A 23,672-nucleotide genomic window follows, 5' to 3' on the forward strand; every position below is an offset into this window, starting at 1 on the left:
TGGTGCCCAGGAGAAGACTCGAACTTCCACGACCTTGCGATCACCAGCACCTGAAGCTGGCGTGTCTACCAATTTCACCACCTGGGCATTATCAAACAACGTTGCCGCTGTTGATGGGGCGAACTATACGGCGGGCTTTTTGATCTGTAAACCCCTGATTTGATTTTATAAATCAATTTTTCGGTTAAAAATCAAAGGCCTGTAACGCAAAAACCCGCTTTCGCGGGTTTTTGTGAGACTCAAGGCGCAAACCTCAAGTTTTGAATTGGTGCCCAGAAGAAGACTCGAACTTCCACGACCTTGCGGTCACCAGCACCTGAAGCTGGCGTGTCTACCAATTTCACCATCTGGGCAGTATCTTCAACGTTGCCGTCGTCGATGGCGCGCACTATACGGAGTGACTTTTGAGCTGTAAACCCCCGTCATCAAAAAAGCCTGGAAAATTTCGCGGGCGGTCGCGCAAGGTGGTTTTGCGGGGCTATAAAACGCATTTCCCGGCTAGTTATTGCTGGAAATTTCCCGTTTCAATACGCGTATGCCAAACTAACCCACATATAGACAAGGTGAAAACTCTCTAATGGCCGATTGGCAGTCCCTCGATCCCGAGGCCGCTCGTGAAGCGGAAAAATATGAAAACCCTATTCCTAGCCGCGAACTGATCCTGGCGCATCTCGCCGATCGGGGTTCGCCTGCTAGCCGCGAGCAGCTGGTTGAAGAATTCGGTCTGACCACCGAAGACCAACTCGAAGCGCTGCGCCGCCGCCTGCGCGCCATGGAGCGCGATGCACAGTTGATCTACACCCGCCGCGGCACTTACGCACCGGTGGACAAGCTCGACCTGATCCTTGGCCGCATTGCCGGTCACCGTGACGGCTTCGGCTTCCTGATCCCTGATGATGGCAGCGATGACCTGTTCATGAGCCCGGCGCAAATGCGCCTGGTGTTCGATGGCGACCGTGCCCTGGCGCGTGTGTCGGGCCTGGATCGTCGCGGTCGGCGCGAAGGCGTGATCGTCGAAGTAGTGTCCCGTGCCCACGAGTCCATCGTCGGCCGTTACTTCGAAGAAGGCGGCATCGGTTTCGTGATTCCGGACAACCCGAAGGTCCAGCAGGAAGTGCTGGTGACCCCGGGCCGCAATGGCGCTGCCAAGGTCGGTCAGTTCGTCGAGGTGAAAATCACCCACTGGCCAACCCCGCGCTTCCAACCACAGGGCGATATCGTCGAAGTGGTCGGCAACTACATGGCGCCGGGCATGGAAATCGATGTTGCGCTGCGCACCTACGATATTCCTCACGTCTGGCCTGAGGCAGTGCTCAAAGAAGCCGCCAAGCTCAAGCCGGAAGTCGAAGAAAAAGACAAAGAGAAACGCATCGACCTGCGCCATCTGCCGTTCGTCACCATTGACGGCGAAGATGCCCGCGACTTCGACGATGCGGTCTACTGCGAAGCCAAGCCCGGCAAGCTGCGCCTGTTCTCCGGCGGCTGGAAGTTGTTTGTCGCGATTGCCGACGTATCCAGCTACGTGAAGATCGGTTCGGCCCTGGATAACGAAGCCCAGGTGCGCGGCAACTCCGTGTACTTCCCTGAGCGCGTGATCCCGATGCTGCCGGAGCAGCTGTCCAACGGCCTGTGCTCCCTGAACCCGAAAGTCGACCGTTTGGCCATGGTGTGCGAGATGACCATCTCGAAAACCGGCGAAATGACCGACTACCAGTTCTACGAAGCGGTGATCCACTCCCAGGCGCGCCTGACCTACAACAAGGTCAGCACCATCCTGGAAACGCCGAAAACCAGCGAAGCCAAGGCTTTGCGCAGCCAGTACGCCGACGTAGTCCCGCACCTCAAGCAGCTCTACTCGCTGTACAAGGTGTTGCTGGGCGCACGTCATGTGCGTGGCGCGATCGATTTTGAAACCCAGGAAACCCGGATCATTTTCGGTTCCGAGCGCAAAATCGCCGAAATCACGCCGACCACCCGTAATGACGCGCACAAGCTGATCGAGGAATGCATGCTGGCGGCCAACGTGGCCACCGCCGAATTCCTGAAAAAGCACGAGATTCCTGCGCTGTACCGAGTGCACGATGGTCCGCCGCCGGAGCGCTTGGAAAAACTGCGCGCCTTCCTCGGTGAGCTTGGCCTGTCCCTGCACAAAGGCAAGGACGGCCCGTCGCCCAAGGATTACCAGGCGCTGCTGGCCAGCATCAAGGACCGCCCGGATTTCCACCTGATCCAGACCGTCATGCTGCGCTCCCTCAGCCAGGCGGTGTACAGCGCCGACAACCAGGGCCACTTCGGCCTGAATTACGAGGCGTATACCCACTTCACCTCGCCGATCCGCCGCTACCCGGACCTGCTCACGCACCGTGCTATCCGCAGCGTGATCCATTCCAAGCAGAACACCCCGCACGTCAAGCGTGCCGGTGCCATGACCATTCCGAAGGCACGGATCTATCCGTACGACGAAGCGGCCCTGGAACAGTTGGGCGAGCAGTGCTCCATGAGCGAACGCCGTGCCGACGAAGCCACCCGTGACGTGGTGAACTGGCTCAAGTGCGAGTTCATGAAGGATCGCGTAGGCGAGTCGTTCCCGGGTGTGATCACCGCGGTGACTGGCTTTGGCCTGTTCGTCGAGCTGACCGATATCTACGTCGAAGGCCTGGTGCACGTCACTGCCTTGCCGGGTGACTACTACCACTTCGACCCTGTGCATCACCGCCTGGCGGGCGAGCGCACCGGTCGCAGCTTCCGCTTGGGCGATACCGTGGAAGTGCGGGTCATGCGCGTCGATCTCGACGAGCGCAAGATCGACTTCGAGATGGCCGAAAAAACCATCGATGCACCGATTGGTCGCAAGAAGCGTGGTGCTGAAACTGCAGCGCCGGCGAAAAAAGGCGCTCCGGCCAAAGCTGCTGCGGCCGTTGCCGCCGAGCCAGCCGCCAAGCCTGCTCGCCGTTCGTCGAGCAAGGAAAAGGTCAGTGACGCTTACCGCCCTAGCGATGCGGCGGCGAAAAACGCCGAGCTGCGCAAGAGTCGCGAGTTGAAGCAGCAGCTGCTCAATGAAGCCAAAAGCGGTGGTAAAGCGGCGTCTGGGGGAAAGTCCCAGGCCGCCGACAAGCCGTCGAGCAAACCGAGTAAACACCGTAAAGGCCCGCCAAAAGCGGGTTCGGCCCCTGCCAAGAGCGGCGGGTCGCGCAAACCTAAGGCCAAGTCATGAGTCTGGAAAAAATCTACGGCGTACACGCCGTAGAAGCGTTGCTGCGTCACCATCCCAAGCGCGTCAAGCAAGTGTGGTTGGCCGAGGGTCGTAGCGAGCCGCGCGTGCAAGCGCTGGTGGAGCTGGCCAACCAGAACAAGGTTGCCATCGGCCAGGCCGAGCGTCGCGAAATGGACGTGTGGGTCGAAGGCGTGCACCAGGGCGTGGTAGCGGACGTGAGTCCGAGCCAGGTCTGGGGCGAGGCGATGCTCGACGAGCTGCTGGACCGTACCGAAGGCGCGCCGCTGTTGCTGGTGCTGGACGGCGTGACCGACCCGCATAACCTCGGCGCCTGCCTGCGTTCGGCGGATGCTGCCGGTGCGCTGGCGGTGATCGTGCCTAAAGACAAGTCGGCCACGTTGACGCCGGTTGTGCGTAAAGTCGCCTGCGGCGCGGCGGAAGTGATTCCGCTGGTGGCCGTGACCAACCTGGCGCGCACCCTGGAAAAACTCCAGCAGCGCGGCTTGTGGGTCGTGGGCACGGCGGGGGAGGCCGAGGTCAGCATTTATGACCAGGACCTCACTGGCCCGACCATCCTGATCATGGGTGCCGAAGGCAAGGGCATGCGTCGCCTGACCCGTGAACATTGCGATTACCTGGTGCACTTGCCGATGGCGGGTAGCGTCAGCAGCCTCAACGTTTCAGTCGCGACGGGCGTCTGCCTGTTCGAAGCCCAGCGCCAGCGTGGTGCCAAGGCCAAGGCCAAGAAGTAATCAGGTCTGGCGCAGGTCCGAATGTGGGAGCGGGCTTGTGTGGGAGCTGGCTTGCCTGCGATAGCATCACCTCAGTACACCTGATGTGCCGAGGTGTCTGCATCGCAAGCAAGCCAGCTCCCACACAAGCCTGTTCCCACATTGGTTTTTGGTCAAATAATCACCAATTGCCTTGCGCCCTTTCTCCCCCTTCTCTACAATTGCGCCCCTTGCCTTCCTGGCGGGCACCGATGTGCCTCCCTTCGGCAAGATTCCTAAGTGTCATTCACTCCTTGTCTGACCGTTTTTGAGCGGCAGGCTACAACCCGTAAGGAGCATTCATGCGTCATTACGAAATCATCTTTTTGGTCCACCCGGATCAAAGCGAGCAAGTCGGCGGCATGGTTGAGCGTTACACCAAGCTGATCGAAGAAGACGGCGGCAAAATCCACCGTCTGGAAGATTGGGGCCGTCGTCAACTGGCCTACGCAATCAACAATGTTCACAAGGCTCACTACGTGATGCTGAACGTTGAGTGCACTGGCAAGGCCCTGGCCGAGCTGGAAGACAACTTCCGCTACAACGATGCAGTGATCCGTAACCTGGTCATCCGTCGCGAAGAAGCCGTTACCGGCCAATCCGAGATGCTCAAGGCTGAAGAAAACCGCAGTGAGCGCCGTGAGCGTCGCGACCGTCCTGAGCACGAAGGCGCTGAAAGCGCTGATAGTGATGACAGCGACAACAGCGATAACGCTGACGAGTAATCCACGGACCTTATTAAGGAGCCTATCAAATGGCACGTTTCTTCCGTCGTCGTAAGTTTTGCCGCTTCACCGCTGAAGAAGTGAAGGAGATCGATTACAAAGATCTCAACACTCTGAAAGCCTACGTATCCGAGACCGGCAAAATTGTTCCAAGCCGTATCACCGGTACCAAAGCTCGTTATCAGCGTCAGCTGGCCACCGCTATCAAGCGCGCCCGCTTCCTGGCCCTGCTGGCCTACACCGACAGCCACGGCCGCTGAGACCGGGCAGTCGACAAGTAGTAAGGGATTGAATGCATGCGCGCCTTAGCTGAGTTCATCATGCGCGGTCGTGTGCAGGCCACTCTGGTAGTGGCTGGATGTGCTGCATTGCCGTTGTTGTATTGGTTGGGTGCTGCCGCAGGAAGCCTTGTGCTGCTGCGGCGCGGTTTGAAGGACGCCCTGGGCGTCCTTGCCCTGGGGTTGCTGCCGGCCTTGATCTGGTGGCTGCAATTCGACGATCCGCGGGTACTTCTGGTACTGCTGGGGTCTTCGAGCCTTGCGTTGGTTCTGCGCGCAAGTGAGTCCTGGGTCCGTACGCTGCTGGTCAGCGTGGCATTGGGAGTGGTGTATTCAGTGGTGCTTGGCGCGGCTTTCCGCCCGCAAATCGAGGCGCTGTCGCAGGAGTTGGTAAAAATCCTGCCACTGGCCCTCGGGGATCTCTACCAGCAATTGTCGGTAGATGAGCGAGCGCGCATGGCCACACTGATTGCTCCGGTCCTTACCGGCCTGATAGCGGCACTGTTGCAGATCGTCAGTGTGCTGAGCCTGATTCTTGGGCGCTACTGGCAGGCGTTGTTGTATAACCCAGGTGGTTTTGGTCGCGAGTTTCGCAGTATCAGAATCCCCGCAGGACCAGCGATGTTGCTGCTGGCGTGCATGCTTGTAGGGCCGAACTTCGGTCCGCAAATGGCCATGTTGACGCCGTTGTGCAGCGTACCGCTGGTGATTGCCGGGCTGGCCCTGATTCACGGGCTGGTGGCGCAAAAGCGCCTGGCCAGGTTCTGGCTGGTGGGGTTGTACGTGACGCTGTTGCTGTTTATGCAACTGATCTATCCGTTACTCGTGGTCTTGGCCATTGTCGACGGCCTGATTGATTTTCGCGGTCGTCTGGCGCCGAAAGACGCCGATAACGCGAACGGTGAAGGTTAAAAGTTAGAGGATTTTCACATGCAACTGATCCTTCTGGAAAAAGTCGCCAACCTGGGCAACCTGGGCGACAAAGTAAACGTTAAGGCCGGCTACGGTCGTAACTACCTGCTGCCATACGGCAAAGCCACCGCTGCAACCGCTGCCAACCTGGCCGCGTTTGAAGAGCGTCGCGCTGAGCTGGAAAAAGCTGCAGCAGACAAGAAAGCTTCGGCTGAAACCCGTGCCGCCCAACTGGCTGAGCTGGAAGTGACTATCACTGCCACCGCCGGTGACGAAGGCAAGCTGTTCGGTTCGATCGGCACCCACGACATCGCTGATGCACTGACCGCCTCCGGCGTTGAAGTGCAGAAGAGCGAAGTTCGTCTGCCGAACGGCACCATCCGCAACGTAGGCGAATTCGACGTAGCCGTGCACCTGCACGCTGAAGTTGAAGCCACCGTACGCGTTGTAGTGGTAGCAGCTTAAAGCAAGCTAACTGACTGGCACCCCCGGTGCCAGGCGGTTAACATCGGGCACGATCCTGTTTACAGGTCGTGCCTTTTGTTTTTTCAGACCCCCTAATTTCAAGTGGCCATGAACGATATCTCCGCTCCTGAGCAATACGATCTGCAAACCGCTGCCCTGAAGGTGCCGCCGCATTCCATCGAGGCCGAACAGGCCGTGCTCGGTGGCTTGATGCTGGACAACAACGCCTGGGAACGCGTGCTCGATCAAGTCTCGGACGGTGATTTCTATCGCCATGACCACCGCCTGATTTTCCGCGCCATCGCCAAACTGGCCGACCTTAACTCCCCCATCGATGTCGTGACCCTTGCCGAGCAATTGGACAAGGAAGGTCAGACCTCGCAGGTGGGCGGCCTCGGTTACCTGGGCGAATTGGCGAAAAACACGCCATCTGTCGCCAACATCAAGGCCTACGCGCAGATCGTCCGCGCACGGGCCACCTTGCGACAGCTGATTGGCATCGCCACGGAAATCGCCGACAGCGCCTTCAACCCCGAAGGCCGCACGGCAGAAGAAATCCTTGATGAAGCCGAACGGCAGATCTTCCAGATCGCCGAAGCGCGGCCCAAGACCGGCGGCCCGGTCAGCGTCAACGACCTGTTGACCAAGGCCATCGACCGCATCGACACGCTGTTTAACACCGACAATGCCATCACCGGCCTGTCCACTGGCTACACCGACCTCGACGGCATGACCAGCGGCCTGCAACCGGCTGACTTGATCATCGTCGCCGGTCGTCCGTCCATGGGTAAGACCACGTTTGCCATGAACCTGGTGGAGAACGCGGTACTGCGCAGCGAGAAGGCCGTACTGGTGTACTCCCTGGAGATGCCAGGTGAATCGCTGATCATGCGGATGCTCTCGTCCCTGGGCCGCATCGACCAGACCAAGGTGCGTGCCGGTCGCCTCGAAGACGACGATTGGCCGCGCCTGACCTCGGCGGTCAACCTGCTCAACGACCGTAAGCTGTTCATCGACGACACCGCGGGCATCAGCCCGTCGGAAATGCGCGCACGCACCCGGCGCCTGGTGCGTGAGCACGGCGATGTCGGCCTGATCATGATCGACTACCTGCAATTGATGCAGATCCCTGGTTCCGGCGGCGACAACCGGACCAACGAGATTTCCGAAATCTCGCGCTCCCTCAAGGCCCTGGCCAAGGAGTTCAACTGCCCGGTGGTTGCGCTCTCGCAGCTCAACCGCTCCCTGGAGCAGCGGCCGAACAAACGCCCGATCAACTCCGACTTGCGTGAATCCGGAGCGATCGAGCAGGATGCCGACGTGATCATGTTCGTGTACCGGGACGAGGTTTATCACCCGGAGACCGAACACAAAGGCATCGCCGAGATCATTATCGGTAAGCAGCGGAACGGGCCGATCGGCACCACGCGCCTGGCGTTTATCGGTAAATACACACGTTTCGAAAACCTCGCGCCGGGCAGCTACAACTTCGAGGACGAGTAAAAGACGGTCTCGCCAATTCCGACTGCAAAGGTCGGAATTGGTCAAAATTTGTGCTATATTCCGCGCCCGCGATTTTTCATCTCAACACCGGTCACCGTCATGCAAACAGCCAAGCCGTTATTTGACTATCCCAAGTATTGGGCCGAATGTTTCGGTCCAGCGCCATTCCTGCCCATGAGCAGGGAGGAGATGGATCAGCTTGGCTGGGATTCATGCGACATCATCATCGTCACCGGCGATGCCTACGTTGACCATCCGTCGTTTGGCATGGCGATCATCGGCCGGCTGCTGGAGTCCCAGGGCTTTCGCGTCGGGATCATTGCCCAGCCCAACTGGCAGTCCAAAGACGACTTCATGAAGCTCGGCGAGCCGAACCTGTTCTTCGGCGTCGCGGCCGGCAACATGGACTCGATGATCAACCGCTACACCGCCGACAAGAAAATCCGTTCCGACGACGCCTACACCCCAGGCGGCATGGCCGGCAAACGCCCGGACCGGGCGAGCCTGGTGTACAGCCAGCGCTGCAAGGAAGCCTATAAGAACGTGCCGATCGTGCTCGGTGGCATCGAGGCTTCGCTGCGCCGCATCGCCCACTACGACTACTGGCAGGACCGGGTGCGCAACTCGATCCTGATCGACGCCACCGCCGATATCCTGCTGTACGGCAACGCCGAGCGAGCGATTGTCGAAGTTGCCCAGCGCCTGTCGTGGGGCCACAAGATCGAAGACATCACCGACGTGCGCGGCACCGCGTTCATTCGCCGTGACACGCCGGAAGGCTGGTACGAAGTGGACTCCACCCGTATCGACCGTCCGGGCAAGATCGACAAGATCATCAACCCGTACGTGAATACCCAGGACACCCAGGCCTGCGCCATCGAGCAGGAAAAGGGCCCGGTTGAAGACCCGGAAGAGGCCAAGGTCGTACAGATCCTGGCCAGCCCGCGTATGACCCGTGACAAGACGGTCATTCGTCTGCCGTCCGTGGAAAAAGTCCGGGGCGACTCGGTGCTGTATGCCCACGCCAACCGCGTGCTCCATCTGGAAACCAACCCAGGCAACGCCCGCGCGCTGGTACAGAAACATGGCGAAGTGGACGTGTGGTTCAACCCGCCGCCCATTCCCATGACCACCGAAGAAATGGACTACGTGTTCGGCATGCCTTACGCCCGTGTCCCACACCCGGTGTATGGCAAAGAGAAGATCCCCGCCTACGACATGATCCGCTTCTCGGTGAACATCATGCGTGGCTGCTTCGGCGGCTGCACCTTCTGCTCGATCACCGAGCACGAAGGCCGGATCATCCAGAACCGTTCCGAAGAGTCGATCATTCGCGAGATCGAAGAAATCCGCGACAAAGTCCCGGGCTTTACCGGGGTGATTTCCGACCTCGGCGGGCCGACCGCGAACATGTACCGCATCGCCTGCAAGAGCCCGGAAATCGAATCCGCGTGCCGCAAGCCGTCCTGCGTGTTCCCAGGCATCTGCCCGAACCTGAACACCGACCACTCGTCGTTGATCCAGCTGTACCGCAGCGCCCGTGCGTTGCCGGGTGTGAAGAAGATTCTGATCGCTTCCGGCCTGCGCTACGACCTGGCCGTGGAGTCGCCGGAATATGTCAAAGAGCTGGTGACCCACCACGTCGGTGGTTACCTGAAGATCGCCCCGGAACACACCGAGGAAGGTCCGCTCAATCAGATGATGAAACCGGGCATCGGCAGCTATGACAAGTTCAAGCGCATGTTCGAGAAGTACACCAAGGAAGCGGGCAAGGAGCAGTACCTGATCCCGTACTTCATCGCCGCCCACCCCGGCACCACCGATGAAGACATGATGAACCTGGCCCTGTGGCTCAAGGGCAATGGCTTCCGTGCCGACCAGGTGCAGGCGTTCTACCCCTCGCCAATGGCCACCGCCACCGCGATGTACCACTCGGGCAAGAACCCGCTGCGCAAGGTCACCTACAAGAGCGACGCGGTGACCATCGTCAAGAGCGAAGACCAGCGCCGTCTGCACAAGGCGTTCCTGCGCTACCACGACCCCAAAGGCTGGCCGATGCTGCGTGAAGCGCTGACGCGCATGGGCCGCGCCGACCTGATCGGGCCGGGCAAGGAGCAGTTGATCCCGCTGCACCAGCCGTCCACCGACAGCTACCAGAGTGCTCGTCGCAAGAACTCGACGCCGGTGGGCAGCCATAAGGTCGCCAAGGAAACCACCACCAAGATCCTCACCCAGCACACCGGCCTGCCGCCCCGTGGCAGCGACGGCAGCAACCCGTGGGACAAGCGCGAACAAGCCAAGGCCGCGGCCATGGCGCGCAACAAGCAGGCAGCTAAAGAACGCACCGACGCGGCCAAGGGCAAAGGCAAGAAGCCTGCGCGCAAGCCGGTCGTGCCGCGCTGATCACCGCCTGAAATGCAAAACGCCAGCCTCCGTGCTGGCGTTTTGCTTTGCCGCGGGTGGGAAACCTGCTTGTTAAGGTGGCGCCCGTCAAGCCGTCAAGCCGTCATCGCAGGCAAGCCAGCTCCCACATCTGATCAGGTTCACAATTTAAAATTGTGGGGGCTGGCTTGCCTGCGATGACGCCAGACCAGCCACCCTCGACCTCGAGAGAGAAAACCAGCTCAACATCAAGCACCAGCGCCACATACTCCATGCGCCAAGCCGTCATCGCCGCGCGCAAAACGCGCTGATTGGGTAGATTCACCACTGCGCCCCGCGCTTGCGCCACAAATATGTGCAACCCTCGCACCACGGCGGTCACTCTCGCGCCGTTTTGGTGCTGTACTGCACCGGGTCCCTCGATAAAGCGCAATGACCGCCGCACTGGCATAAGTCTTGCGCGCTTTGTTTCCATGCCCTGGCTCGCAGGAGGCCGCCGTGTCGATTCATGTCGCGTTGCACCACGTTACGCATTACCGCTACGACCGCGCTGTGGAGCTTGGCCCGCAGATTGTACGCCTGCGCCCGGCAGCCCATAGCCGCACGCGGATCCTGTCCTACGCGCTGAAGGTGCTGCCCGAGCAGCATTTCATCAATTGGCAGCAAGATCCCCAGGGCAATTACCTGGCGCGCCTGGTGTTCCCGGAAAAGACTGACGAGCTGCGCATCGAGGTCGATCTGGTGGCCGAGATGGCGGTGTTCAATCCGTTCGACTTTTTCCTTGAGCCCTACGCCGAACACATCCCCTTCAGCTACGCCGCCGATGAGCAGCGCGAGCTGGCACCGTATCTGGAAACCCTGCCGCTGACCCCCAAGTTTGCCGCGTACTTGGCCGGTATCGACCGCACGCCGCTGCCGGCCGTGGATTTCCTGGTCGGCCTCAACCAGCGCCTGGCCGCCGATATCGGCTACCTGATCCGCATGGAGCCTGGCGTACAAACCCCCGAATTCACCCTGGAAAACGCCTCCGGCTCCTGCCGTGACTCGGCCTGGCTGCTGGTGCAATTGCTGCGCAACCTGGGCTTGGCGGCACGGTTTGTCTCCGGCTACCTGATCCAGTTGACCGCCGACGTCAAGGCCCTCGACGGGCCCTCCGGTACCGAGGTGGACTTCACCGACCTGCATGCCTGGTGCGAGGTGTACTTGCCCGGTGCCGGCTGGATCGGCCTGGATGCCACCTCCGGCCTGTTCGCTGGTGAAGGGCATATCCCGTTGGCGTGTAGTCCTGATCCATCGTCTGCCGCCCCGATCAGTGGGCTGGTGGAACCGTGCGAGTGCGAATTTACCCACGAAATGTCGGTAGAGCGCATCTGGGAAGCGCCGCGCGTCACCAAGCCCTACACTGAAGAGCAATGGCTGGCGATCCAGGCCCTCGGGCGGCAGATCGATGGCGACCTGCTCAGGGACGATGTGCGCCTGACCATGGGCGGCGAACCGACCTTTGTTTCCATCGACGACCCCGACGGCGCCGAGTGGAACACCGCCGCCCTCGGCCCGGACAAGCGCCGGCTGTCTGCCGAGCTGTTCCAGCGCATGCGCAAGCACTACGCGCCCAAGGGCCTGGTGCACTTCGGCCAGGGCAAGTGGTACCCCGGCGAGCAACTGCCGCGCTGGTCGCTCAATTGCCATTGGCGTCGGGACGGCGTGCCGGTCTGGCACAACGACGCGTTGATTGCCGACGAGCAGCAGGACTACGGTGCGGATGACGTGATGGCAGGGCGCTTCCTGGCGAGCATTGCCGAGCGCCTGAAGCTCCCCGCACGCTTTGTATTCCCGGCCTTCGAGGACAATTTTTACTACCTGTGGCGCGAAGGAGCCTTGCCGCAGAACGTCAGCCCCCAGGATTCGCGCCTGGACGATGAGCTGGAGCGCGAACGCCTGCGCAAGGTGTTCAGCCAGGGCCTGGATAAAGTCATCGGCCACGTACTGCCCCTGGCGCGCACGGCGGCCAACGACCGCTGGCAGAGTGGCCGTTGGTACCTGCGCGACACCCACTGCCGGCTGGTGCCGGGTGATTCGCCACTGGGCTATCGCCTGCCCCTGGCCTCTCAGCCCTGGGTGACGGTGGCAGATTACCCCTTTGTGCATCCGACCGATCCCAATCAGGATCTGCCGGCGCTGGCCATCACCACGCCAGGCCCTGGCGAGCCTGCGCCCAGCGATGAGCGTGTGCCCAAGATCGACGAGTCTGCCGACTGGCTGACCCGTACCGCCTTGTGCGCCGAAGCGCGGGGAGGGCGGCTCTACCTGTTCATGCCGCCCCTGGAGCGGGTCGAGGATTACCTGGAGTTGGTGAGCGCCATCGAGGCCACCGCCCAGGAACTGCATTGCCCGGTGCTGCTGGAAGGTTACGAGCCGCCGAGTGACCCACGCCTGAGCAACTTCCGTGTGACGCCAGACCCTGGCGTGATCGAAGTCAACGTGCAGCCGTCCGCCACCTGGGACGAACTGGTGGAGCGCACCGAGTTCCTCTATGAAGAGGCCCGGCAAACCCGCCTGACCACCGAAAAATTCATGATCGACGGGCGCCACACCGGCACCGGCGGCGGTAACCACTTTGTGCTGGGTGGGGCCACGCCCAAGGATTCGCCGTTCCTGCGCCGCCCGGACCTGTTACGCAGCCTGATCAGCTACTGGCATAACCACCCCTCGTTGTCGTACCTGTTTTCCGGGCTGTTTATCGGCCCGACCTCCCAGGCACCACGGGTGGATGAGGCGCGCAACGACGCGCTGTATGAACTGGAAATCGCCTTCGCGCAAATGCCCGCGCCAGGCGAGGAATGCCCGCCGTGGCGGGTGGACCGCTTGCTGCGCAACCTGTTGATCGACGTCACCGGCAATACCCACCGCGCCGAATTCTGCATCGACAAGCTCTACTCGCCGGATGGCGCCACCGGGCGCCTGGGCCTGCTGGAGTTGCGCGCTTTTGAAATGCCGCCCCATGCGCGCATGAGCCTGACCCAACAGTTGCTGCTGCGCGCCCTGGTGGCGCGCTTCTGGCGTGAACCCTACGCGCCGCCGAAGCTGGCGCGCTGGGGCACGGAGCTGCACGATCGCTTCCTGCTGCCGCACTTTATCGAGCAGGACTTTGCCGACGTGATTGTCGAGCTCAACGCCGCCGGTTATCCGCTGCGCGCCGAGTGGTTCGCGGCACACCTGGAGTTTCGCTTTCCCAAGGTCGGCGACTATGCCGTCAGCGGTATCGAGCTGGAACTGCGCCAGGCCCTGGAGCCCTGGCATGTACTGGGCGAAGAGGGCGCGGCGGGCGGTACGGTGCGCTATGTGGATTCATCCCTTGAGCGCTTGCAGGTAAAACTCAGCGGCCTGGCGCCGCAGCGCTATGTGCTGACCTGCAACGGGGTGGCCGTGCCACTGCATGCTACCGGCCGGGTCGGCGAGTACGTTGCGGGCGTGCGTTATCGCGCCTGGCAACCGGCCAATTGCCTGCAGCCGACCATCGCCGTGCATGCGCCGTTGGTATTCGACTTGCTGGATACCTGGATGCAACGCTCCCTGGGTGGTTGCCAATACCACGTGGCCCATCCGGGCGGGCGCAATTACGACAGCTTGCCGGTGAATGCCAACGAAGCGGAAAGCCGACGCATGGCGCGGTTCTTCCGTTTGGGCCACAGCCCGGGGAAATTGCCGGTGCCGACGGTGGTGATCAACGATGAACTGCCAATGACCCTGGATCTGCGGCGCTTCGCCAATAAAAATGACTAAACACAACTCCACCTATAGGAGCGGGCTTATGTGGGAGCGGGCTTGCCCGCGATGACGGAATATCAGCCAGTACATGCATTGGCCGACCCACCGCTATCGCGAGCAAACCCGCTCCCACGCAAGCCCAGTTTCCACAGAGGATTTGCAATGTTTGTTGGGTTAATCTGAGCCCCCTTGCCCCTGCCGAGCGTTCCATGTCCGACTTGCTCGACCGTTACCCGCTGACTGCGGGCACCTATCACGAACTGCTGGATGACAGCGGCGCCGTGCGCGCCCATTGGCAGCGCCTGCTCGACCATCTGCAACGCAGCACCCCGGCGCAGTTGGCCCAGCGCCAGGCGTTGTTGACGCGGCAGATCCAGGAAAACGGCGTGACCTACAACGTCTATGCCGACCCCAAGGGCGCCGATCGCCCATGGGAACTGGACCTGCTGCCCCACGTATTGGCGGCGGATGAGTGGGCGCATTTGGCGGCAGGCATTGCCCAACGCGCGTGCTTGCTCAATGCGGTGCTGGCCGACCTGTACGGCCCGCAACGCCTGATTGCCGAAGGCTTGCTGCCGGCAGAGCTGGTGTTTGGGCATAACAACTTCCTGTGGCCTTGCCAGGGCATCCAGCCGCCCGATGGGGTGTTCCTGCACCTGTACGCGGTGGACCTGGCGCGCACCCCGGATGGCCGCTGGTGGGTCACGGCGGACCGTACCCAGGCGCCGTCCGGTGCCGGCTACGCCCTGGAAAACCGCACCATCGTTTCCCGCGCATTCCCGGATTTGTATCGCGACTTGCAGGTGCAGCACCTCACCGGGTTCTTCCGCACCCTGCAGGAAACCCTGGCCCGCCAGGCCCCCGGCGATGACCAGCCGCCGCTGATCGTGCTGCTGACCCCGGGGCGCTTCAATGAAAGCTATTTCGAACACCTGTACCTGGCCCGCCAGCTTGGCTACCCCCTGGTAGAAGGCGGCGACCTGACCGTGCGCGACAGCACCGTGTACCTGAAAACCCTCAGCGGCCTGCGCCGCGTGCACGCGATCATGCGGCGGCTGGACGATGATTTTTGCGACCCCCTGGAGCTGCGCACCGACTCGGCCCTGGGCGTGCCCGGCCTGCTGGACGCGGTGCGCCAGGGCAATGTGCTGGTGGCCAATGCCCTGGGCGCCGGCGTGCTGGAGTCCCCTGGGCTGCTGGGTTTCCTGCCGAAGATCAATCAGTTTCTGTTTGGCGAAGAACTGATCCTGCCGTCCATCGCCACCTGGTGGTGCGGCGAAGCGCCGGTGCTGGCCGAAGCCCTGGAAAAACTGCCGGAGCTGCTGATCAAGCCAGCATTTCCCTCGCAGAGTTTTGCCCCGGTATTTGGCCGCGACTTGAATGCCGAACAACGCCAGGCCCTGGCCGAACGCATGCAGGCGCGCCCATACGCCTACGTGGCCCAGGAGCTGGCGCAGCTGTCTCAGGCGCCGGTCTGGCACACCGTGGATGACCATTTGCAACATCGCGCCATCGGCATGCGTGTGTACGCGGTGGCCGGTGAGGATGGCTATCGGGTGCTGCCGGGTGGCCTGACCCGCGTGGCGGCCCATGCGGACGCCGAAGTGGTGTCGATGCAGCGTGGCGGGGCGAGCAAGGACACCTGGGTGCTGGGCGAGCGTGCCCCCGGCGGCGAACAATGGCGCGCGCAGAGGGTGATCGGCACCCATGACCTGGTGCGCCGCGATCCGTACCTGCCGTCGCGCGTGGTAGAAAACCTGTTCTGGTTCGGCCGCTACTGCGAGCGCTGCGATGACAGCGCGCGCTGGCTGCGCATCGTCCTCGCCCGCTATGTCGATGGTGACGACCCGTTGGCCTTGCAGGCCGCCGTGGAACTCGGCGAAAGCCTGCGCCTGCTGCCGGAGGAGGGCGAGTTGCCCGAGCGCCTGCTACAGGCCCTGCTCGGTGATGACTGGCCGTCGAGCCTGCGTGCCAACCTGCAGCGCTTGCAGTGGGCGGCGTCCCAGGTGCGCGGCAAGCTGTCCCGAGAGAACTGGCAGGCTCTGGTGGAGCTGCAGCGCGAAGCCCTGGAGCTGGAGCGCGAAGCGCCGGACTTTGGCCAGTTGCTGGACTTCCTCAACCGCCTGGTGATGTCCCTGGCGGCGCTGTCCGGCTTTGCCCTCGACGACATGACCCGCGACGAAGGCTGGCGCTTTTTGATGATGGGTCGGCGCATCGAGCGCCTGCAATTTCTCAGCAGCAGCCTCGCGGCCTTCCTGCGCGGGGTGGCGGTGTTCGACCAGGCCGGGCTGGAGTGGTTGCTGGAGCTGGGCAACAGCAGCATCACCTACCGTTCGCGCTACCTGGCGGTGCCGCAATTGATTCCGGTGCTGGACCTGTTGTTGCTGGATGAACAGAACCCCCATGCGGTGCTGTTCCAGCTCAAGCTGGTGAGCCGCACCTTGCGTCGGCTCAACGATGACTTCGGCGTGCCCCGCGAGGCCGGACTGGCGCCGCTGGTAGAGCGCCTGGCGCGCTTTGACCTGGGCTGCCTGGAGAACCCGCTGTTTGGTGATGCCAGCGTGCGCGGGGCCCTCGATGGCCTGGCGGACCTGCTGCAGGCGGTCGCCGATGAAAGCGGGCAGGTCTCCGATCGCCTGGCCCTGCGCCATTTTGCCCATGTAGATGATGTCAGCCAGCAAACGGTGTCTGTGTGATGAGCGCGCGCTACCAGATTTTCCACGATACCCATTACCACTATGACAGCCCGGTGTCCCTGGCCCAGCAACTGGCGCACTTATGGCCGCGCCCGTGTGCCTGGCAGCGCTGTACCTCGCGGCAACTGGAGATCAGCCCCGAGCCGACAGCGCGTCGTGATGAGCTGGACGTGTTTGGCAACCCGATCACCCGGCTGGCGTTCGAGCGGCCCCATGATGAATTGCTGGTCAACGCTGGCTTGACCGTGGAAGTGCTGGCCCGGCCCGTGCTGGACTTCAGCCAGTCACCGCCCTGGGACCAGACCCGCAACCGCCTGACCTACAGCGGCCAGCCATTGTCGTTGGAGGCCATCGAGGCGTGCCGCTATCGTTTCGAGTCGCCCTACGTGCACTTGAAGAAAAACTTCGTCGAGTTCTCCCAGAGCTGCTTTGCGCCCGGCCGGCCGCTGTTGCTGGGGGTACAGGCGTTGATGGAGAAGATTTTTTGCGAGTTCACCTTCGATGCCGAAGCCACCCAGGTGGCCACGCCGCTGGTGGAGGTGCTGGAGCGTCGACGGGGGGTGTGCCAGGATTTTGCCCACCTGATGCTCGCCTGCCTGCGCTCACGGGGCCTGGCGGCGCGTTATATCAGTGGCTACCTGCTGACCCAGCCGCCGCCCGGCCAGCCACGGCTGATCGGCGCCGATGCGTCGCACGCATGGGTGTCGGTGTTTTGCCCGTTGTCGGGCTGGGTGGATTTTGATCCGACCAACAATGTGCAGCCGGCACTGGAACACATCACCCTGGCCTGGGGCCGGGATTTCTCCGATGTCTCGCCGTTGCGCGGGGTGATCCTGGGAGGGGGCAGCCATGACCCGGAAGTGCGGGTGACGGTGATGCCATTAGACCCACTGTAAGAGCCGGCTTGCCGGCGACAGTGGTCTACCGGGCGCCGCCATCGCCGGCAAGCCGACTCCTACATAAGCCTGTGTGGTTACTCAGGCCTCGGGTGCCTGGTCTTTCGGTGTTTGGGTATCGTCAGCAGCCACTTCACCCTCGGCATCCGGGTTCAGTGCGCCTGCTTCTTCGTCGGCCGCAGCTTTCTTGCGTTGCAGCTTTTCCTCTTTCTTCTGTTCCTTGGCCAAGTCTCTCTGACGTTTGGCGAAGGAGTAATTAGGTTTTGCCATGGGCGATCCTCTGGGGTCGAAGGTGAGGTTGAGCGGCGGGTATTCTGCCTTTAAACGTGCCCCAAGGGTTAATCGGGTTTCAGAATCGCCTCTCTAGGTTAAACGTTAGTCGACATTAACCGTTTCGTAAGTACCGCTGGCGCCACAGGCATAAGCGGCAAGCAGGCTGCATAACAGGCTATTGAGGTGCATGGGGCGGACTCCAGGAAACAAAGATGAGCCGATCATAGGCCCCGTGCGGCACTTTGGCTGGTTGATTCTGTCGATCAGTCTGATAGCCTAAAGTTGTATACAATTTGTTGATTCAGATCATTGGAACATCTGCCTGCCTCAGGCACCCTTGTCGCATATGCGTTTTCTAAACCCTGCCTTGGAGATTCACATGTTTGCCAAAATCGTTGCTGTTTCCCTGCTGACTCTGGCTAGCGGCCAGTTGCTTGCTGCAGAGTGCAAGGTCACTGTCGACTCCACCGACCAAATGTCCTTTGACACCAAGGCCATTGAAATCGACAAGAGCTGCAAGACGTTCACCGTTGAGCTCAAGCACTCCGGTAACCTGCCAAAGAACGTCATGGGCCATAACTGGGTGCTGACCACTGAGGCTGATATGCAGCCGGTTGCAACCGAGGGCATGGCTGCCGGTATCGAAAACAACTACCTGAAAAAAGACGACGCCCGCATCATCGCCCACACCAAGATCATCGGCGCTGGCGAGACTGATTCGGTGACTTTCGACGTGTCCAAGCTCAAGGCTGACGGCAAGTACATGTTCTTCTGCTCGTTCCCAGGCCACATCTCGATGATGAAAGGCACTGTGACCCTGAAGTAAGGCCACAGGCCGCGTTATCGTTCATCACCGGCAAGCCCGCCCCCACATTTTGATGTATGAATACATTCAACTGTGGGAGCGGGCTTGCCGGTGATAGCGGCCTGACAATCAATACACAACCCCCCGCCTCACCTCAAGGCGCAAACGGCATCACCCGCTTGTGCTCAGTCTTGCGATAGGTCTCGCAGATAATCCTGAACGCTTCCTCACGCACCGGCTGGCCGTGCAGGAACGCATCGATCTCGGTATAGGTCACGCCATGGGACGCTTCATCCGGCTTGCCCGGTGACAGGTCTTCCAGGTCGGCCGTCGGGATTTTTTCCACCAGCGACTCCGGCGCACCAAAGTGCCGCGCAATCGCGCGTACCTGGTTTTTCACCAGCCCGCTCAACGGTGCCAGGTCGCACGCGCCATCACCGAACTTGGTGAAAAACCCCATCACCGCTTCCGCCGCATGGTCGGTGCCGATCACCAGGCCGCTCGCTGCGCCGGCGATAGTGTATTGCGCAACCATGCGCATCCGCGCCTTGGTATTGCCCAGCACAAAGTCACGAGACACCGCAGCCTTGCCTTCGAAGGCCGCTACTTCGTTGGCCAGGGCCTTGACCGCCGGGCCGATATTGACCGTGTGGCGTTCGTCGGGGTTGATAAAGTCCACGCTGGCCTGGGCATCGTGCTCGTCGAACTGGGTCTCGTAAGGCAGGCGCACCGCGATAAAGCGGTAAGCCTCATCACCTTTGAGCGCGCGCAGCTCTTTCATCGCCCGCTGGGCCAGCAGGCCTGCGGTCAGGGAGTCGACACCGCCGCTGATGCCCAGTACCAGGGTCTTGAGCCCCGAGTTGAGCAGGCAGTCCTGGATAAAGGTAATCCGCCGGGCCACTTCCGCCTCAAGGGCGGCGTGGTCCTGGAACGGTGGTTGGACCTTGAGCTGTTGGGCAATCTCACGCTGTACGGCTTGCATGATTCACTCCTCGCTAGAGATGGCAGGTACTTTGAAAACGTGGCGCAAATAGGCGACGAAGTTCGGATCCGTGCAGTGGGTCTTGCCCGCTTCATCGGAGATCTTCGCCACGGGCTGGCCATTGCAGGCGGTCATTTTAAGCACGATGCTCATCGGTTCCACACCTGGAATGTCACAGGTCAGGTTGGTGCCGATGCCAAAGCTGACATTGATCCGCCCGCGCAGCGCACGGAAAATCTCCAGGGCCTTGGGCAGCGTCAGGCTGTCGGAGAACACCAGGGTCTTGCTCATCGGCTCGATGCCCAGCTTGTGGTAATGGGCGATGGCTTTTTCGGCCCACTGCACCGGGTCGCCGGAGTCATGGCGCAGGCCGTCGAACAGCTTGGCGAAGTACAGATCGAAATCGCTGAGGAAGGCATCGGTGGTGATGCAGTCGGTCAGGGCGATGCCCAGGAGGCCACGGTACTCGCGGACCCAGCAATCGAGGGCGGCGATCTGGCTGTCGATCAGGCGCGGGCCCAGTTGCTGGTGGGCCATGATCCATTCATGGGCCATGGTGCCCAGGGGCTTCATGTCCAGCTCGCGGGCCAGGTGCACGTTGCTGGTGCCGACGAAGCGGCCGGGGAAGTCGTGCTTGAGCACATTCACCACTTCCTCCTGCACGCGGTAGGAAAAGCGCCGGCGGGTACCGAAGTCCGCGACCTGCAACTCGGCCAGTTCATCGTTGCTGGCGTTGGCGGTCAGCCAGTCGAACTTGCGATACAACTGCTCACGGGCCTGCTCCAGGATGATGGTCTGGTAGCGATAACGGTTGCGCACTTCGCTGACGATGGCCAGCAACGGCACTTCAAACAGAATCACATGCAGCCAGGGGCCACGCAGGCGGATAAACAACTCGCCGTTCTCAATGCCGGTCTGCACGTAGCGCAGGTTGAAGCGAAACAAGCCAAGGAAGCGCAGGAAGTCCGGCTTCATAAAGCTGATGCGTTCCAGGAAGCCCAACTGATCCGGGCTCAGGCTCAACTCGGCGAGGCGCTCGATCTGGTAGCGGATTTCTGCCAGGTAGGGGCGCAGGTCCTCGCTGTTACGGCAACGGAACTCCCATTCAACTTCCACATTGGGGTAGTTGTGCAGCACCGCCTGCATCATGGTCAGCTTGTAGAAGTCGGTGTCGAGCAGGTTCTGCACGATGCGATCGGCAAACACACTCTCGCTCATGGCGGGAATCTCCAAACGGGGCGGCGATGGCGCCGACCTTGTACGCGCAATTAAAGGAAGGGTGCTAGTGGCGCATAGATTTGTGCCGTTTTGCCAGCAGTTTTTTTGCTAGGGCCACCCAGGCCGATATTGGCCACTGTGAGCCTCAATGACGTCATGCCGATCCCGGTGCTCAAGGTGAGAAAAAGGAATCGAGAAGTTCCCTTCTGGGAAAGACGAATGCTCCGACATTACTGGGTGATAAAGAGCCTTTACCCTCCTGGCTCTTTGTGAAGAGGCTTACCCAGGGACTGACATGAATGATATCCAGCACTGTATCAGCAGGTTCGAGCCACACGTTTCAGCGAAGGGGCGACCCGGTGTCTTGTGTGCTGAATAGGGAGCGCCAATGAATTCGACTCCCTTTTTCGACCACAGCCGACACACCCTGAGGGTGCGCAACGTTGAGCCCCGCCTTGATGTCTTGAATTTCACCGGCGAAGAGCGGCTTAGCCTGCCCTTTGTCTATCGTGTTGAGTTCACCTGTATCGAGCGTGATCTTACTGCCGGTGCCATGATTGGGCAGAGTGCCAGTTTCAGCATGAATGGTGCGCCGCAAAATGTGCAGAGGCGCGGTTTCACCCCACTGGCGGCTAAACCACTGCGCACACTTCATGGCGTGGTCACCGGATTCAAGCGCCTGTCCGGCTCGCTGGACGAAGCCCGCTACGAAGTCATCCTGGAACCGCGTCTGGCGTTGCTGGGACGGGGCCAACAATTTCGTATCTATCAACACCAATCAGTACCGGACATTGTCGAAAGTATCCTGCGCAGCCGCCACGATTTTGAAGGCCAGGACTTTCTCTTCAGCCTGGTGCGCGAATACCCCAAGCGCGAACAGGTCATGCAATACGGCGAAAGCGACCTGGCCTTTATCTCGCGTCTGCTGGCCGACGTGGGCATCTGGTACCGCCTCACCCGCGACGAACGCCTGAACATCGACGTGGTGGAATTTCACGATGATCAGCGTCACTACCAGTTCGACGTCGAGCTGCCTTACCGTCCGCAGTCCGGCACCAGCAGCAGCGGGCAAGACGGCGTGTGGGCCTTGCAATCGAGCCATCAGGTGGTGGAGCAGCACGTCAACATCCGCGCCTACTACCACCGTGTCGCCAACGCCCAACTCAACGGCGACGTCGACCAAAGCCGTGGCGCGAGTACCACCTACGGCGAGGCCTATCACTACGCTGAACCCTACACCGGCCTCGGCGATCCTCATGCCCAGGACGAAGACCTGCAAAGTGAAAGCGGTTTTTTCTACGCACGCCTGCGTCACGAACGCTACCTCAACGACCAGACTCACCTCAGCGGCACCAGCAGCAGCGCCACCCTGGCACCCGGCCAAGTCCTGAAAATCTCCGGCGGCGCCCCGCAAGCCTTTGGCCCCGGTGCGGTGATTACCCACCTGACCACCCGTGCTGCTCGTGATCGCAGTTTTGAGGTCAACTTTGAGGCGATTCCTTACTCGGAAACTGTGTGCTTCCGCCCCCCGCTGCAAAAAAAGCCACAAATCGCCGGCACCGTCCCGGCCCGCGTCACCAGCCCGCAGGAGCACGACCCGTACGGCCATATCGATATCGAAGGTCGATACAAAGTTAACTTCCTCTTCGACCGCGACAGCTGGAAACCCGGCGAAGAAAGCCTGTGGTTACGCCTGGCCCGCCCATACGCCGGCGACACCCACGGCCTGCACCTGCCGCTGATCCCCGGCACCGAAGTGGCCATCGCCTTCGAACAGGGCGACCCCGACCGGCCCTACATTGCCCATGCGTTGCACGACAGCCAGCATGTCGACCACGTGACCTTGCGCAACTACAAACGCAACGTGCTGCGTACGCCGGCGAATAACAAACTGCGTATGGATGACACGCGGGGGCAGGAGCACGTCAAGCTCAGTACGGAGTACAGCGGTAAGAGCCAGCTCAACCTGGGGTATGTCGTCGATGGCCAGAGACAGCCACGAGGCCAGGGCGCGGAGTTGCGCACGGACGGGCATGCCGCTATCCGGGCGGGCAGCGGCGTCTTCATCAGTGCTGACGCGCAATCCAAAGCTCAGGGGCAGATGCTGGAAATGGATGCCACCTTGGGCCGGTTACAGCGGGCCGGCGACCAGTTGGACGGGTTGTCGGTCGATGCCCAGGCCGCCAACGCGGATCCAGCGGATGTGCAGGCGCAACTGACGTTGATGCGAGACCAACTCGATACGCTCAAAGCGGCTGTGGTGCTTCTTAGTGCTCCCCAGGGCATCGTTCTCACCAGCGGCAAGCATTTGCAGTTGGCTGCGCAGGGCAACCTGATGATTAACGTCGGGGCAGAGGCTGATATCAGCGTGATCAAGCGACTATTTATAGGCGTGGGTCAGGGGGTAAGCCTGTTTGTGCGCAAGCTGGGCATCAAGCTGATCGCCAACCAAGGGCCGGTGAGTGTGAAGGCACAGAACGACACCCTGGAACTGATGGCCCGCCATGGCCTGGAGATCATCAGTACCGAAGATGAAGTTCGCATCGTTGCGAAAAAGAAAATCACCCTCAATGCAGGGGGCAGTTACATCACCTTTGATCAGAGCCGCATCGAGTCCGGTACCCCAGGGGACTACAACATCAAGTCGGGGCACTTCGACTATCTGGGCCCCGCTCAGCAAGTACTGGAAATGCCGCAGCCACCTCAATTGACCGAGCATAAATCCAAGTCCCTGGGACTGATGGATTTCTCTGGCTGATCCCTTTGCAAACCAGGAGTGAAGCAC

The 23,672-nt window shown here is 61.1% G+C and carries 17 protein-coding genes and 2 tRNA genes; 13 read left to right on the forward strand and 6 right to left on the reverse strand.

Features of this window, described 5'->3' with window-relative positions:
* Positions 1–87 (reverse strand) — tRNA-Leu (locus tag HBO05_RS10670).
* A gap of 179 nt (positions 88–266) precedes the next feature.
* Positions 267–353, reverse strand: a tRNA-Leu gene (locus HBO05_RS10675).
* 224 nt (positions 354–577) lie between these two features.
* On the opposite strand from HBO05_RS10675, the gene rnr reads away from it, so the two are divergent.
* The 8 genes from rnr to HBO05_RS10715 all read left to right on the forward strand — a co-directional run bounded on the left by rnr (position 578) and on the right by HBO05_RS10715 (position 10,270).
* The gene (gene rnr / locus HBO05_RS10680) at positions 578–3,214 is read left to right on the forward strand and encodes a ribonuclease R (protein ID WP_170042459.1); all 2,637 of its coding nucleotides are present in this window, start codon (positions 578–580) and stop codon (positions 3,212–3,214) included.
* On the forward strand, positions 3,211–3,966 hold the full coding sequence (gene rlmB / locus HBO05_RS10685; RefSeq protein ID WP_003217493.1) for a 23S rRNA (guanosine(2251)-2'-O)-methyltransferase RlmB: 756 nt from the start codon (positions 3,211–3,213) through the stop codon (positions 3,964–3,966). The genes rnr and rlmB overlap by 4 nt, the downstream gene beginning before the upstream one ends.
* Before the next feature lie 320 nt (positions 3,967–4,286).
* Positions 4,287–4,709, forward strand: a complete 423-nt coding sequence (rpsF, locus tag HBO05_RS10690; RefSeq protein WP_003217491.1) for a 30S ribosomal protein S6 — start codon at positions 4,287–4,289, stop codon at positions 4,707–4,709.
* 29 nt (positions 4,710–4,738) lie between these two features.
* Positions 4,739–4,969, forward strand: a complete 231-nt coding sequence (gene rpsR, locus HBO05_RS10695) for a 30S ribosomal protein S18 (protein ID WP_003171373.1) — start codon at positions 4,739–4,741, stop codon at positions 4,967–4,969.
* Positions 4,970–5,005: 36 nt separating this feature from the next.
* Positions 5,006–5,899 carry a hypothetical protein gene (locus tag HBO05_RS10700; protein ID WP_170042461.1) on the forward strand — a complete coding sequence of 298 codons (894 nt, stop codon included), beginning with the start codon at positions 5,006–5,008 and terminating at the stop codon, positions 5,897–5,899.
* 18 nt (positions 5,900–5,917) lie between these two features.
* Positions 5,918–6,364, forward strand: a complete 447-nt coding sequence (gene rplI / locus HBO05_RS10705) for a 50S ribosomal protein L9 (RefSeq protein ID WP_003171376.1) — start codon at positions 5,918–5,920, stop codon at positions 6,362–6,364.
* A 108-nt stretch (positions 6,365–6,472) separates the two neighbouring features.
* Positions 6,473–7,867 carry a replicative DNA helicase gene (gene dnaB / locus HBO05_RS10710; RefSeq protein WP_038445597.1) on the forward strand — a complete coding sequence of 465 codons (1,395 nt, stop codon included), beginning with the start codon at positions 6,473–6,475 and terminating at the stop codon, positions 7,865–7,867.
* A 99-nt stretch (positions 7,868–7,966) separates the two neighbouring features.
* Positions 7,967–10,270, forward strand: a complete 2,304-nt coding sequence (locus HBO05_RS10715; RefSeq protein ID WP_169952196.1) for a YgiQ family radical SAM protein — start codon at positions 7,967–7,969, stop codon at positions 10,268–10,270.
* A gap of 103 nt (positions 10,271–10,373) precedes the next feature.
* On the opposite strand, the gene HBO05_RS10720 is transcribed toward HBO05_RS10715, so the two are convergent.
* The gene (locus tag HBO05_RS10720) at positions 10,374–10,724 is read right to left on the reverse strand and encodes a hypothetical protein (protein WP_170042463.1); all 351 of its coding nucleotides are present in this window, start codon (positions 10,722–10,724) and stop codon (positions 10,374–10,376) included.
* Positions 10,725–10,747: 23 nt separating this feature from the next.
* Here HBO05_RS10720 and HBO05_RS10725 point away from each other — a divergent pair, with 23 nt between their 5' ends.
* The 3 genes from HBO05_RS10725 to HBO05_RS10735 all read left to right on the forward strand — a co-directional run bounded on the left by HBO05_RS10725 (position 10,748) and on the right by HBO05_RS10735 (position 17,609).
* Complete coding sequence (locus HBO05_RS10725; RefSeq protein ID WP_172312580.1) at positions 10,748–14,032, forward strand: transglutaminase family protein; 3,285 nt, start codon at positions 10,748–10,750, stop codon at positions 14,030–14,032.
* Positions 14,033–14,226: 194 nt separating this feature from the next.
* Positions 14,227–16,713, forward strand: coding sequence for a circularly permuted type 2 ATP-grasp protein (locus tag HBO05_RS10730; protein WP_172312582.1), 2,487 nt, complete (start codon positions 14,227–14,229; stop codon positions 16,711–16,713).
* On the forward strand, positions 16,713–17,609 hold the full coding sequence (locus tag HBO05_RS10735; protein WP_172312584.1) for a transglutaminase family protein: 897 nt from the start codon (positions 16,713–16,715) through the stop codon (positions 17,607–17,609). Before HBO05_RS10730 ends, HBO05_RS10735 begins: the two co-directional genes overlap by 1 nt.
* Positions 17,610–17,690: 81 nt before the next feature.
* On the opposite strand, the gene HBO05_RS10740 is transcribed toward HBO05_RS10735, so the two are convergent.
* Positions 17,691–17,879 carry a hypothetical protein gene (locus HBO05_RS10740; RefSeq protein ID WP_169952186.1) on the reverse strand — a complete coding sequence of 63 codons (189 nt, stop codon included), beginning with the start codon at positions 17,877–17,879 and terminating at the stop codon, positions 17,691–17,693.
* A gap of 382 nt (positions 17,880–18,261) precedes the next feature.
* Between HBO05_RS10740 and azu the strand changes: the two genes are divergently transcribed.
* Positions 18,262–18,708, forward strand: coding sequence for an azurin (gene azu / locus HBO05_RS10745; RefSeq protein WP_172312586.1), 447 nt, complete (start codon positions 18,262–18,264; stop codon positions 18,706–18,708).
* Positions 18,709–18,841: 133 nt separating this feature from the next.
* Here the strand turns inward: azu and nadE are convergent, their stop codons facing one another.
* Positions 18,842–19,669 (reverse strand): ammonia-dependent NAD(+) synthetase, encoded by an 828-nt coding sequence (gene nadE / locus HBO05_RS10750; RefSeq protein WP_169952181.1) that lies wholly within the window; start codon positions 19,667–19,669, stop codon positions 18,842–18,844.
* 3 nt (positions 19,670–19,672) lie between these two features.
* Positions 19,673–20,887 carry a nicotinate phosphoribosyltransferase gene (pncB, locus tag HBO05_RS10755; RefSeq protein WP_172312588.1) on the reverse strand — a complete coding sequence of 405 codons (1,215 nt, stop codon included), beginning with the start codon at positions 20,885–20,887 and terminating at the stop codon, positions 19,673–19,675.
* 388 nt (positions 20,888–21,275) lie between these two features.
* On the opposite strand from pncB, the gene vgrG reads away from it, so the two are divergent.
* Entirely contained in the window at positions 21,276–23,645 is a 2,370-nt protein-coding gene (vgrG, locus tag HBO05_RS10760; RefSeq protein WP_172312590.1) for a type VI secretion system tip protein VgrG, read from the forward strand.
* The last annotated feature ends 27 nt before the right edge of the window (positions 23,646–23,672 follow it).

The organism is Pseudomonas sp. WS 5079, from assembly GCF_012985465.1.
Classification (GTDB): Bacteria; Pseudomonadota; Gammaproteobacteria; order Pseudomonadales; family Pseudomonadaceae; genus Aquipseudomonas.

What these genes read in the sequence shown, in the direction of transcription:
- rnr (WP_170042459.1), top strand. Translation starts at nt 578, where the DNA reads ATGGCCGATTGGCAGTCCCTCGATCCCGAGGCCGCTCGTGAAGCGGAA.
- rlmB (WP_003217493.1), top strand. Translation starts at nt 3,211, where the DNA reads ATGAGTCTGGAAAAAATCTACGGCGTACACGCCGTAGAAGCGTTGCTG.
- rpsF (WP_003217491.1), top strand. Translation starts at nt 4,287, where the DNA reads ATGCGTCATTACGAAATCATCTTTTTGGTCCACCCGGATCAAAGCGAG.
- rpsR (WP_003171373.1), top strand. Translation starts at nt 4,739, where the DNA reads ATGGCACGTTTCTTCCGTCGTCGTAAGTTTTGCCGCTTCACCGCTGAA.
- HBO05_RS10700 (WP_170042461.1), top strand. Translation starts at nt 5,006, where the DNA reads ATGCGCGCCTTAGCTGAGTTCATCATGCGCGGTCGTGTGCAGGCCACT.
- rplI (WP_003171376.1), top strand. Translation starts at nt 5,918, where the DNA reads ATGCAACTGATCCTTCTGGAAAAAGTCGCCAACCTGGGCAACCTGGGC.
- dnaB (WP_038445597.1), top strand. Translation starts at nt 6,473, where the DNA reads ATGAACGATATCTCCGCTCCTGAGCAATACGATCTGCAAACCGCTGCC.
- HBO05_RS10715 (WP_169952196.1), top strand. Translation starts at nt 7,967, where the DNA reads ATGCAAACAGCCAAGCCGTTATTTGACTATCCCAAGTATTGGGCCGAA.
- HBO05_RS10720 (WP_170042463.1), bottom strand. Translation starts at nt 10,724, where the DNA reads ATGGAAACAAAGCGCGCAAGACTTATGCCAGTGCGGCGGTCATTGCGC.
- HBO05_RS10730 (WP_172312582.1), top strand. Translation starts at nt 14,227, where the DNA reads ATGTCCGACTTGCTCGACCGTTACCCGCTGACTGCGGGCACCTATCAC.
- HBO05_RS10735 (WP_172312584.1), top strand. Translation starts at nt 16,713, where the DNA reads ATGAGCGCGCGCTACCAGATTTTCCACGATACCCATTACCACTATGAC.
- HBO05_RS10740 (WP_169952186.1), bottom strand. Translation starts at nt 17,879, where the DNA reads ATGGCAAAACCTAATTACTCCTTCGCCAAACGTCAGAGAGACTTGGCC.
- azu (WP_172312586.1), top strand. Translation starts at nt 18,262, where the DNA reads ATGTTTGCCAAAATCGTTGCTGTTTCCCTGCTGACTCTGGCTAGCGGC.
- nadE (WP_169952181.1), bottom strand. Translation starts at nt 19,669, where the DNA reads ATGCAAGCCGTACAGCGTGAGATTGCCCAACAGCTCAAGGTCCAACCA.
- pncB (WP_172312588.1), bottom strand. Translation starts at nt 20,887, where the DNA reads ATGAGCGAGAGTGTGTTTGCCGATCGCATCGTGCAGAACCTGCTCGAC.
- vgrG (WP_172312590.1), top strand. Translation starts at nt 21,276, where the DNA reads ATGAATTCGACTCCCTTTTTCGACCACAGCCGACACACCCTGAGGGTG.